The organism is Roseomonas acroporae (assembly GCF_023223525.1).
Taxonomy (GTDB): domain Bacteria; phylum Pseudomonadota; class Alphaproteobacteria; order Acetobacterales; family Acetobacteraceae; genus Roseomonas_E; species Roseomonas_E acroporae.
The window spans coordinates 77,156-88,456 of sequence record NZ_JALPRX010000016.1 but is presented as its reverse complement, the minus strand read 5'-3'; the positions used below and the strand labels follow the sequence as shown (position 1 = coordinate 88,456).

Annotated in this window: 11 protein-coding genes and 2 tRNA genes; 11 read left to right on the top strand and 2 right to left on the bottom strand. The window is 72.6% G+C overall.

The genetic code is table 11. From position 1 onward, the window contains the following. Positions 1-642 precede the first annotated feature (642 nt). From M0638_RS05100 to M0638_RS05065, 8 genes are all read left to right on the top strand, one after another. The gene (locus tag M0638_RS05100) at positions 643-1,389 is read left to right on the top strand and encodes a TorF family putative porin (RefSeq protein ID WP_248665877.1); all 747 of its coding nucleotides are present in this window, start codon (positions 643-645) and stop codon (positions 1,387-1,389) included. 205 nt (positions 1,390-1,594) lie between these two features. Further along, a complete protein-coding gene (locus M0638_RS05095; RefSeq protein ID WP_248665876.1) occupies positions 1,595-2,764 on the top strand; it encodes an acetoin utilization protein AcuC in 1,170 nt (389 codons plus the stop codon). 7 nt (positions 2,765-2,771) lie between these two features. Next, positions 2,772-3,266: a DUF192 domain-containing protein gene (locus tag M0638_RS05090; RefSeq protein WP_248665875.1), complete on the top strand. Its 495-nt coding sequence runs from the start codon at positions 2,772-2,774 to the stop codon at positions 3,264-3,266. Positions 3,267-3,416: 150 nt separating this feature from the next. Further along, positions 3,417-3,490: transfer RNA gene (locus M0638_RS05085), tRNA-Pro, on the top strand. A 32-nt stretch (positions 3,491-3,522) separates the two neighbouring features. Further along, the gene (locus M0638_RS05080; protein WP_248665874.1) at positions 3,523-3,843 is read left to right on the top strand and encodes an ETC complex I subunit; all 321 of its coding nucleotides are present in this window, start codon (positions 3,523-3,525) and stop codon (positions 3,841-3,843) included. Positions 3,844-3,856: 13 nt separating this feature from the next. Beyond that, positions 3,857-3,933 (top strand) — tRNA-Arg (locus tag M0638_RS05075). Between the two features lie 728 nt (positions 3,934-4,661). Then, entirely contained in the window at positions 4,662-5,114 is a 453-nt protein-coding gene (locus tag M0638_RS05070; protein ID WP_248665873.1) for a DUF1269 domain-containing protein, read from the top strand. 460 nt (positions 5,115-5,574) lie between these two features. Continuing rightward, positions 5,575-6,714, top strand: a complete 1,140-nt coding sequence (locus tag M0638_RS05065; RefSeq protein ID WP_248665872.1) for an alpha/beta hydrolase — start codon at positions 5,575-5,577, stop codon at positions 6,712-6,714. Between the two features lie 36 nt (positions 6,715-6,750). On the opposite strand, the gene M0638_RS05060 is transcribed toward M0638_RS05065, so the two are convergent. Beyond that, positions 6,751-7,050: a hypothetical protein gene (locus tag M0638_RS05060; RefSeq protein WP_248665871.1), complete on the bottom strand. Its 300-nt coding sequence runs from the start codon at positions 7,048-7,050 to the stop codon at positions 6,751-6,753. A 107-nt stretch (positions 7,051-7,157) separates the two neighbouring features. On the opposite strand from M0638_RS05060, the gene M0638_RS05055 reads away from it, so the two are divergent. Together M0638_RS05055 and cutA are read left to right on the top strand one after the other, a co-directional pair. Then, positions 7,158-8,351: an acetyl-CoA acetyltransferase gene (locus tag M0638_RS05055; protein ID WP_248665870.1), complete on the top strand. Its 1,194-nt coding sequence runs from the start codon at positions 7,158-7,160 to the stop codon at positions 8,349-8,351. Beyond that, on the top strand, positions 8,348-8,698 hold the full coding sequence (gene cutA / locus M0638_RS05050) for a divalent-cation tolerance protein CutA (RefSeq protein ID WP_345892991.1): 351 nt from the start codon (positions 8,348-8,350) through the stop codon (positions 8,696-8,698). Before M0638_RS05055 ends, cutA begins: the two co-directional genes overlap by 4 nt. 239 nt (positions 8,699-8,937) lie before the next feature. On the opposite strand, the gene M0638_RS05045 is transcribed toward cutA, so the two are convergent. Next, positions 8,938-10,086 carry a bifunctional 2-C-methyl-D-erythritol 4-phosphate cytidylyltransferase/2-C-methyl-D-erythritol 2,4-cyclodiphosphate synthase gene (locus tag M0638_RS05045; RefSeq protein WP_248665869.1) on the bottom strand — a complete coding sequence of 383 codons (1,149 nt, stop codon included), beginning with the start codon at positions 10,084-10,086 and terminating at the stop codon, positions 8,938-8,940. A 118-nt stretch (positions 10,087-10,204) separates the two neighbouring features. On the opposite strand from M0638_RS05045, the gene M0638_RS05040 reads away from it, so the two are divergent. Beyond that, positions 10,205-11,134: an alpha/beta hydrolase gene (locus tag M0638_RS05040; RefSeq protein ID WP_248665868.1), complete on the top strand. Its 930-nt coding sequence runs from the start codon at positions 10,205-10,207 to the stop codon at positions 11,132-11,134. Positions 11,135-11,301 lie beyond the last annotated feature (167 nt).

The window sequence follows — 11,301 nt, the reverse complement described above, 5'->3', positions numbered from 1 at the left end:
GGGGGCGCCGGGCCGGGCCCGCCCCCCCCGCTCGGGGATGCCCACGGCGCTCCCGCCCGTGGCGAACGGGCCCTGAACGATCGAAACGATTTCGGAGCGATGCCGCCGGGCAGGAGCGGTTGGGATGCCCGGCCGCCTGGACGATTCGCACCTTGCCCGGCGGTTGCTGGTCCTTCTGGTCGGCGTGACGGCCGGTGCCGCACTGCTGCCGACCGTGACGATGGCGCAGGGGGGCAAGCCTCCGCCTTTGCTGAGCCCGGCGCCCTCGATCCCCCCGGCATGGTCCGCCCGCCACGGGGCGGCATCAGCGACAACGACCCGAGCGATCCGCCCGGCCAGGGGCGCGGGCAGGGCCGCTCCGGAGAGCCGCCGAAGTAGGCGCGGCGCGGCTGGCCACCGATCCCGGCGCCGATGGCGCCGGCCCCGGCCCTGGCCCCGGCCCCGGTTCCGGCCCCTGGGGCTGTATCCATGCCGAAGATTTCAGATCACACTCGCACATGTTCTGCGCCCGCAGCGGTTCCGCACATGGATCGGGCCTTAGTCATTCTTTACCCCGATGTTACAGTTTCGGCGTGAACCGCGGCGATCCTCGCCGCTGACGAACAGGGGTGCTCGACCATCATGCAGGAAAGGAAGACCGGGATGGCGCGCTGGTGCCGCCGGTTGGCCGGCGGCGCGCTCGCTACCGGGCTCGCCGCGGCGCCGGCCATGGCGCAGCAGGAGATCTCCAGCCTCGGCCTGACCGTCACCACCACGCCGGCCTTCACCAGCGACTACATCTTCCGCGGCATCAGCCAGACCCGCCGCAACGTCGCCGGCCAGCTCACGCTGGATGTCGCGCACAGCAGCGGCTTCTACGTGGGCGGCTTCATCAGCAACGTCTCGTTCCTCGGCACCAATGCCCGCCAGGAGACCGACGTCGTCGCCGGCTACCGCACCGAGCTCGCCGGCTTCAATCTCGACGCCGGCATCGTCTACTACGCCTATGCCGGCTACAACCGCCGCGGCGGCTACAATCTCGACTGGCTCGAGCTCGCGGTCCGCGGCTCGCGCACCTTCGATCCGGTCACCGTCACCGTGAGCGGCTTCTACACGCCGAACTTCCAGCTCCAGTCCGGCAACTCCTTCTATCTGGAAGGCCAGGCCGACGTGAAGCTGCCCTACGGCTTCACCGCCTCCGGCCGCGTCGGCTACCAGTGGATCGAGCGCAACCAGCGCTTCGGCGTGCCGGACTACCTGAACTGGTCCGCCGGCCTCTCCTACGACCTGCCCGCCGGCTTCACGCTCTCGGCCGGCTACTACGACACCAACGTCGCCCGACGCGACTGCGCCGGCGGCCAGGACATCTGCGGCGCCACCGGGATCGTCTCGCTCTCCCGCAAGTTCTGAGCATCGCCGCCGCGACACGCCAAGCAAAGAAACGCCAGTCACCAGCGGTCGTCGGCAGGCCGGGACCGGGCTTCCGGTCTCCAGCGAAGAACCAGGATGGCGGGAGGGATCCGGCAGGACCCGATCCTCGCCCCCGAAGCGGGACGGCTCCGTCCGCCCGGGCGGGAGGCTTGCGACGGCGCGGGGCGCACGCATATCCCTGGCGATGCCGCCCGATCCCCGACAGCGACCGCTCCTCATCGGCTCGGAGATCTACCGGCACTCCACCTACGGGCCGAAGCACCCGCTGGCCATCCCGCGCGTCTCCACCGCCCTCGACCTGATCCGCGCGCTCGGCTGGCTGCCCGCCGCGCAGTACCTGGACAGCCCGCGCGCGACGCCGAAGGCGCTGGCCCGCTTCCACCATCCGGACTACGTCGCCGCATTGCTGCGCGCCGAGGCGACGCAGCGCGTCGATCCGGCCGACCGGGAACGCTTCCACATCGGCGCGCACGGCAACCCGGTCTATCGCGAGGTCTTCCGCCGCCCCGCCACCGGCGCCGGCGGCGCCATCATGGCGGCGCACCTGACGCGGGAGGGCGGCATCGTGCACGTTCCCGGTGCCGGCACGCATCACGGCCGGCCGGACCGGGCGAGCGGCTTCTGCTACCTGAACGACCCGGTGCTCGGCCTGCTCGCCTGGTGCGACCTCGGCCTCGGCAATATCCTCTACGTGGACATCGACGCGCATCACGGCGACGGCGTGCAGGACGCCTTCCACGACGACGGCCGCGTCTTCACCCTGTCCGTCCACGAGACGGACCGCTGGCCGCGCACCGGCCCGGCCACGGACCGTGCCGGCGGCCACGCCCGCAACCTGCCGGTGCCGGCCGGCTTCAACGACACCGAGATGGCCTGGGTGCTGCACCACGCCATCCTGCCCATCGCCCACCACCTGATGCCGGACGCGATCATGCTCCAGTGCGGCGCCGACGCGCTGGAGGAGGATCCGCTGTCGCGCCTCTCGCTCTCCAACAACGCGCACTGGTCGGTGGTGCGGGCGCTGATGCCGCTCGCGCCGCGGCTGGTGGTGCTGGGGGGAGGGGGCTACAACCCCTACACCGTCGGTCGCTGCTGGGCCGGCGTCTGGGCCACGCTGAACCACCTGCCGGTTCCCGAACGCCTGCCGGCGCCGGCCGAGGCCGTGCTGCGCGCCCTGCGCTACGACCGCGCCGCCGGCCGCGACCCGCCGGCGCACTGGTGCACCACCCTGCGCGACTCGCCGCGCCCGGGCCCGGTGCGGGAGGCGGTGCGGGCGGTGGCGGCGCTCGCCGTCGAGGACCTGCCGCCGCCGCCGCGCGAACACCCTGCCGTGACGGCCGGCGCCGTGGCATAAGCGGAACATGCGCCGACGCCATCTCCTCGCCCTGCCGGGCCTGCTGCTCCCGGCTCTCGCCGCCCCGCCCGCCGCCCGGCCCGCCCTGGCCCAGACCGAGGCGCAGCCCCGCCTGCCGACCGAGCCGCTGACGATCGTCGGCCGCGAGGGCAAGCGGCACGAGTTCAAGGTCGAGATGGCGCTGGAGCCGCAGCAGCAGACGGTGGGCCTGATGTTCCGCCGCAGCGTGGCGCCGGACGAGGGCATGCTGTTCGACTGGGGCCGGCCCATCGAGTCCATGATGTGGATGCGCAACACGCTGGTCCCGCTCGACATGGTGTTCATCAACGCCGACGGCACGATCCGCCGCATCGCCGAGCGCACCGTGCCGCTCAGCCTCGCCACCGTGTCCAGCCAGGGGCCGGTGCGCGCCACGCTGGAACTCGCCGCCGGCACCGCCGAGCGGCTGAACCTGCACCCCGGCGACCGCGTGCTGCACCGGCTGTTCGGCACGGCGCCCTGAGAGGGGGGCTTCCTGAGTCGGGGCTTCCCGCCGCGGCGCGCCGGTCCCGGCATTCGCGGCGGCCCGCCGGGCGGCCGTTCACGAACCCCGTGCGCTGTGCTAGAAGCGGGCGCACGTCGGAAATGCTGGATTTCCAACGTTTTCCGCTGACGGGGCGTGGCGCAGTCTGGTAGCGCGCCTGTTTTGGGTACAGGAGGTCGTGGGTTCGAATCCCGCCGCCCCGATGCTTCCTGCGATGCAGAGGATCAACGCGTCGATGTCTCGTTCAGGGATCGCCCGCATCTACGTGCCGCCGCGCTCGGCCATGACCTCCGGCCGTGGCCGCACCCATGTCTGGGTGCTGGAGCACGAACTGGCGGAGGCGAAGCGGATCGACCCGCTCACCGGCTGGTACGGCTCTGGCGACACCGAGGCCCAGCTCCGCCTGCGCTTCGAGACGCGCGAGGAGGCGGTGGCCTACGCCGAGGCCAACGGCATCCCCTACGAGGTGGAGGAGCCGAAGCCCAAGGCCCCCATCAAGCCCAAGGCCTACGCCGATAATTTCCGTTTCGGTCGCGGCGAGAACTGGACACACTGACGCCACCCAGGCGGCGCCCTTAGCTCAACTGGACAGAGCAACCGGCTTCTACCCGGTTGGTTGGGGGTTCGAGTCCCTCAGGGCGCGCCATTCGAATGCCTGCGCGGCACTCGAGGCGACCGCGTCGAACGGCCGGCAGGCGGCCTGCGCCGCCGCAGCCCGACCGGGCCGCTTCCGACCCGATCGGCTTCGCCCGGCCATCCGGCGATCGGGTCCGGCGATCACGCTGGCCTGCCCGTGCATCCGCAACGCGGTGTTCGCCGACCCGTCCGGGACGCGGTCCGGGGTTCCGGAAGGTGAAGGCCCCTTGTCCCTCCTTTCCGTAGGGTGGGCCGGGCATCCGCGGCATATGCCGCGGCATTCCGGACCGGGCGTATTCGCCCCGCACCCCCGGCAAGGCCGTGAAACGACGGCTGGAGCGGCACGCCGCGGCCGGTCCGCACCGAGCCCCGAACTTTCCGCGACTCAAACCGATCTTACTTCCTGGCGCCCGGAATAATAGTACAGAACAAGCGCCACGCTGATGGCCGCCTGTCCCTGATCGCGCCGAAACGTTCCAGACAATTGGAGCAAGGTTGTCTGCTGTCGTCCTGTCTTCAGGATCGACTTGACTGTATGCCGCATGTAATCGTCACGACAATTCATTGAGATGTCATCACCTGCGAAGCATGGTCCGGTGCAGGGCGGGCGAATTCGCGGATCACGCCTCTTTCTCGATGGTTCATCACCCAATCCCGTTTCTCCCCCGCGAGAGGGGATTTCCGCTTTTCGCGTCTTTCAGGAACGCCACACAGGAAAACACAGGAAGGGCGAGGACGATGTCCGACAAGGCCGTTGTGATCATGTTCGACAACCAGAGTGCCGCCTACGATGCCGCGTATGCATTGAAGGATGCCGAGAGCGACGATGCGGACTTCCATGTCGAGGCGGGCACGATGATCGCCAAGGACGGGAAGGGCAACATCGAGTTCCTCAAGGAGAAGGATCGTCCGCTCTGGGGCACGATCACCGGGACGCTCGTCGGCGCGCTGGTCGGGCTCATCGGCGGGCCGGCGGGCTCGGTGGCCGGAGCGGTCGTCGGCGCGACGGCCGGCATCGGAGGTGATGCCGTCAGCGGCGCGATCGACGAGGACTTCGTCAGCGCGGTCACGGCCGATCTCTATCCCGGCACGACGGCGATCATCATGGAAGTCGAGGAGGACAGCACGGCGGCGATCGACGCCATTGCCGCCCGCTTCAACGGACGGGTCCGCCGGCAGGTCGTCGACTAGAGCCGATCCAGCCTGACTGTATCAGGCCGGAACGGCTCTAGCCTTTTGATTTTTCGCATTTTCCGAGCCGCTGAGCGAGGACGCTCAGCTTGAAAAGCCTCCCGCGCGGATCGCCGTCGGGCGGACCCGCCCGGCGGCTTCCAGCCGCGCCGAGAACAACGAGCGACAGCGAACCGCAGTCCCAACCGGACCGCGGTTCGCTGGAGGGAAATCCCAAGCCGGGCGCACGCGCTCAGCGGCCCGGAAAACGCGCCAGATCGAAAGGCTGGCGCCGCCATCGGCGAACGATGGAAACGATCGGCGGTGTGGCCGGGGCGGCGCGTCACGGCCGCCGATGGCGGACGACAGGCACGCGCCCCGGCGCGGAAACGTGTGCCGGGATGGGCGTGGCAAGGCCGGCCGGTGCCGAACCGTGCACGGGGCCGGACGTTCACTGGGCCAATCGAACCCAGGGTCCGTCATGCCAGTCACCGCGTTCCGCCTGCCCCGCCGCTCGCTTCTGCTCGGCGCATCCGCTGCCGTCGCCACTCCCGGCCTGCTCGGCCTGGCCGGCTGCGCCTCGCCGATGGAGATCGCGCAGCGCACCATCGCCCGGGCGCAGCCCGACATGGGGGCGGTGATCGCGGCCTTCGAGTCGCTCGGGCCGAAGCCGATCGAATCCCTCAGCCCCGCCGAGGCGCGGCGCCAGCCCACCATCGCCGATGCCGTGCGCCGCGTTCAGGTCCAGCGCGGCATGCCCACCACGCCGCTGCCCATGGCCGAGGTGCGCGACCTGCTGATCCCAGGCGGCCCCACGCCGCTCCAGGCGCGGCTCTACGTCCCGGCCCGCGGCGCCGGGCCGCTGCCGGTCGTGGTCTACTTCCACGGCGGCGGCTGGGTGATCGCCGATCTCGACACCTACGACGCCTCGGCCCGCGCCATCGCGGCGCAGTCCGGCGCGATCGTGCTCTCCGTGCACTACCGGCAGGCGCCGGAGAACCGCTTCCCGGCGGCGCATGACGACGCGGTGTTCGGCTACAACTACGCCGTCACCCACGCCCCGGAATTCGGCGGCGACCCGCGCCGCGTGGCGCTGGCCGGCGAGAGCGCGGGCGGCAACCTGGCGATCAACGTCGCCATCGCGGTGCGCGACCAGCACCAGCCGCAGCCCGTCGCGCAGGTGCTGATCTACCCGGTGGCCGGCACCGACATGGACGTCCCCTCGGTGCGCGAGAACCGCGACGCGGTGCCGCTGAATGCCGCGATGCTCGACTGGTTCCTGAGCTTCTACGCCCGCAACCCCGGCGACCTCGGCGACCCGCGCCTCGACGTGGTGGGCAAGGCCGACCTGCGGGGCCTGCCGCCCACCACGATCATCCTGGCCGACATCGACCCGCTGCGTTCCGGCGGCGAGATGCTGGCGCGGAAGCTCCAGGGCGCCGGCGTGCCGACGGAGATGCGCCTCTATCCGGGCGTCACCCACGAATTCTTCGGCACCGGGGCGGTGGTGCAGCAGGCGGCGCTGGCCCAGGCCTATGCCGGGGAGCGCCTGCGCGCCGCCTTCGCCGCGCCCCTGCCGGCGGTGGCGCCCGTCGCGGCGGGGCGTCGCGTCCGACGCTGAGACGGAGGGGCGGCCTCCCCTGCCGGGGGCCGCCCGTCAGCGGCTCGGCGGGATGCAGGGCGGCAGCGGCGCCAGCCCGCAGGGGCCGCCGCGCGGCAGGGGCTGCCCCGACAGGCCGCTCGGTCCGAGCGACTGCCCGCCGCCCGGCCCCAGGGACTGCCCGCCGCCGGGGCCCAGCGACTGGCTGCCCCCGGGACCGAGCGGCGAGAGCGGCCGGCGCGGCGGGTCGGCCGGTGGCTGCTGCAGCGGGGTCAGGAACCACGTCACCTGGGCGAAGGCGGGCCGGGCGACGGCGGGAAGGGTCGCCGCCACCGTCGCCGCCAAGGCGATCCTCACCAGTCGCATCCGCCCGCTCCCCTGCCCGACGCGGCCCGCGGCCGCATCCCATTCAACGCCACGCCGTTCCACTCTATCCTGCCCCGAACGCACGGAGGAGAACGGGAATGAGCGGTTCGAGCAACGAGGCGGCCGGCGCCTGCATCGTCGGGTGGTCGCACACCCCCTTCGGCCGGCTGGAGGACGCGCCCGACATCGAGGCGCTGCTCGGCCGCGTCGCCCGCGCCGCCATCGAGGATGCCGGCATCGAGCCGGCCGAGATCGACGCCGTCCATGTGGGCGTGTTCAACGCCGGCTTCCAGAAGCAGGATTTCCCTGCCTCGCTGGTGTTCCAGTCGCTGCCGGAGCTGCGCTTCCGGCCGGCCACGCGCTACGAGAACGCCTGCGCCACCGGCTCCGCCGCGATCCACGGCGCCCTGACCGGCATCGCCGCGAGGCGTTCCCGCTTCGCCCTGGTGGTCGGCGCCGAGAAGATGACGGCGACCCCGGGGCCGCAGATCGGCGACGTGCTGCTCAACGCCTCCTACCGCAAGGAGGAGGGCGACATCCCGGCGGGCTTCGCCGGCGTGTTCGGCCGCATCGCCGAGAGCTACTTCCAGCGCCACGGCGACCAGTCCGACGCGCTGGCCGCCATCGCCGCCAAGAACCACCGCAACGGCGTGGACAACCCCTACGCCCAGATGCGCAAGGATCTCGGCTACGAGTTCTGCCGCCGGGAGAGCGAGAAGAACCCCTTCGTCGCGGGGCCGCTGAAGCGCACGGACTGCTCGCTGGTCTCGGACGGCGCTGCCGCGCTGGTGCTGACCGACGAGGAGACGGCGCGCGCCATGGGCAAGGCGGTGCGCTTCCGCTCGGCGGTGCAGGTGAACGACTTCCTGCCCATCTCGGCGCGCGACGTGATCCGCTTCGAGGGGCCGCGCGAGGCCTGGTCGCGGGCGCTTTCCGGTGCCGGGGTCGGCCTCGGCGACCTCTCCTTCGCCGAGGTGCACGACTGCTTCACCATCGCCGAGCTGCTGGCCTACGAGGCGATGGGCCTGGCGCCGGAAGGGCAGGGCGCGCGCGCCGCGCTGGAGGGCTGGTCGGCGGCGGACGGGAAGCTGCCGGTGAACCGCTCCGGCGGGCTGAAGTCCAAGGGCCACCCGATCGGGGCGACCGGCATCTCCATGCACGCCATCGCGGCGATGCAGCTCACGGGGCAGGCCGGCACGATGCAGCTCCCGAAGGCGGAACTCGGGGCGGTGTTCAACATGGGCGGGGCGGCGGTCGCCAACTACGTCTCGGTGCTGGAACGCCTCGGGTGATCCTGCACCCGCCCGACACCGTCCTCTGGGTCTACGTCACCGCCGCCGACGCGGCGGAGGCGCGGCGGATCGGACGGGCGCTGGTCGAGGGGGGGCTGGCCGCCTGCGTCAACCTGCTGCCGGGCCACACCGCGATCTACAAGTGGCAGGGGAAGGTGGAGGAGGGGCCGGAAGCCGCCTTCCTCGCCAAGACCACGGCCGGCGTCTTCGAGGCGCTGCGGGCCCGGGTCCGGGCGCTGCACAGCTACGAGCTGCCCTGCATCCTGGCCGTGCCGGCCGAGGGCGACCCGGAATTCCTCGCCTGGGTGCGGGCGGGGTGCGCGGGGGGCGGTAGCGTCGAGGCCTGACGGGGAGGGCGCGCGGGCGGAACCGCCCGGGGAAGGCGTTGCCTTCCCCGGCCCCCATCCACCAGGAGGGCGAGGCCCTCCTGGACCTCTCTTCGTTTGGGTCCCGACCGTTGCAACGGCCGGGCCTTCTTCCGGAAAGGGGGATCCAAGGGGGCTTCGCCCCTTGGCGGGATGGGTCCAGGGAAGGGCAGCGCCCTTCCTGGCGGGGTCCGGGGCGGAGCCTCGATGGCGCCCCGGTCTCAGCCGAACGGCACCAGCACCGTCGCCGCCGCCTGCGCCGCGATGCCCTCGCCGCGCCCCGGGAAGCCCAGCCGCTCCGTGGTGGTCGCCTTCACGGAGACCCGCTCCACCGGCACGCCCATCAGCTCGGCCAGCCGCGCCCGCATCGCCGGGGCGTGCGGCGTGATCTTCGGCCGCTCGCAGATCAGCGTCACGTCGGCGTTGGCGATCACGCCGCCGCGCTCGGCCACGCGCCGGGCCGCATGGCGCAGGAAGCGGGCGCTGTCGGCGTCCTTCCACTCGTTCTCGGAAGGCGGGAAGTGCCGGCCGATGTCGCCGTCCGCCAGCGCGCCGTAGATCGCGTCGCACAGCGCGTGGATGCCGACATCGGCATCGGAATGCCCGTCCAGGCCGAGCGGGGAGGGGACCGTGACCCCGCACAGGATCATCGGCCGGCCCTCGACGAGGCGATGCACGTCGAAGCCGGTGCCGACGCGCGGCAGCAGGCGCGCAGCCAGCGATGCCTCGACGCGGGCGAGGTCCTCGGGGAAGGTCAGCTTCACGTTGTTCTCCGATCCCTCGACGATCGCGACCGGCAGGCCGGCGGCCTCCAGCAGGGCGGCATCGTCGGTCGCCTCGGCGGTTGCGGCCTCGTGCGCCTCGCGCAGCACCTCGTAGCGGAAGGCCTGCGGCGTCTGTGCCCGGAACAGGCCGGCGCGCGGCACCGTCTCCAGGATGCGCCCGCCCTCGGCGCGCTTGAGGGTGTCCGCCACGGGCTGCGCCGGGATCGCGCCGGGGAATTCGCGCAGCGCCTCCAGCAGCCGGGCGACCGTGCCCGGCGGCACCACGGGACGGGCGGCGTCGTGCACCAGCACCAGCTCGGGCGCGGCACCGGCCAGCGCGCGCAGCCCGGCGCGGACGCTCTCCTGCCGGGTCGCGCCGCCCGCCACGGGGGGAAGGACCGGCAGCCCCTCCAGGATGGCGGCGACCCGCCCCGACTCGCCCTCGCCGCAGACGGGCTGGATCGTCTCCACCAGCCCGTCGGCGAGCAGTGCCTCGGCGGCGCGGCGCAGCACGGGGCGGCCGAGCAGCGGCAGGTATTGCTTTGGCATCTCGGCGCCGAACCGGGTACCCCGGCCCGCGGCCATCAACAGGGCGGCGACTCGCATGGGGGCGGAAGCTAGTGCGGATCGGCGCCAGTGGAAATCACAGGGGAAGTCGCGGGGGAAATCACGGGGGGAAATCCGCGTGGAGGGCGCTGCCGGGAGGATGTCGGGAGGGACGCCGATGCCGCTGACGGCCGGCCCGCGCATCGCCGCCCTGCTCGGCGGGGCCGTCGGGCTGGTCTGGCTGCTGGCCTGCCTGGCGTTGTGGGGATTGCAGGAGCACCTGATCTTCTTTCCGGACCCGCGCGTCCTCACGGCGACCGGACCCTTCCGGCCGGTCACGATCGGACCCGGCCTCGTCGCCCTGGCCACGCCGACGGCATCGGGCGGGCCAACCGCGGACGGCGCGGTGCTGCTCTACCTGCACGGCAATGGCGGCAACGCGGCGGACCGTGCCGGTCTGCTGCGGCCGCTGGCCGAGGCCGGCCACGGCGTGCTGATCGCCGGATATCGCGGCTATGGCGGCAATCCCGGCCGGCCCACCCAGGCCGGGCTGGAGGAGGATGCCGAGACCCAGCTCGGCTGGCTGCGCCGCGCCTGGCCGGGGCGGCCGGTCGTCCTGGTCGGCGAGAGCCTCGGGACCTATCTCGCCATGTGGCTGGCGGCGGCGCATCCCGACGCCGTCGCCGGCGTGGTGCTCGACGCCCCGTTCACCTCCCTGCGCGAATTGGCGGGGGAGCGCTTTCCCCTGGTCCCCGTCCGGCTGCTGCTGCGCCATCCGTTCGACACGCTGGCGCTGGCGCCGCGTGTCGCGGCGCCGGTGCGGGTGCTGCACGGTGCCGGGGACGGTCTCATCCCGCCGGCGATGGGCGCGCGGGTGGCGGCCGCCGTGCCGAATCCGGCCGGCTTCACGCTGGTGGAGGGGGCGGGCCACCCCGTCGGCGGCCAGGGTGGCGTCATGGCGATGCGCCAGGCCATCGCCGCCATGCTGGCGGGTGCCCCAGAGAGCGATGGGGCGGAGGGCGATGGGACGGGGGCCCATGAGGTGGGGGGCCATGAGGTGGGGGATCACGGGACGGGCGCGCGTGGTCCATGGCAGGACCACCGGTGAGACCCGATCCGGCGGCGTGTCGCCGCGACCCGGCGAGTCGCGAATGGGAGACCGTGTTGCGTGGGACGGCCCACCTTTCATCGGGGGCGGCGGGGCGGATGGGCGAAGGCAACAAAGCGGACATCGTTCCGCTATCGGCAACGCAGCATGCCTTGCGAGACGGCGGC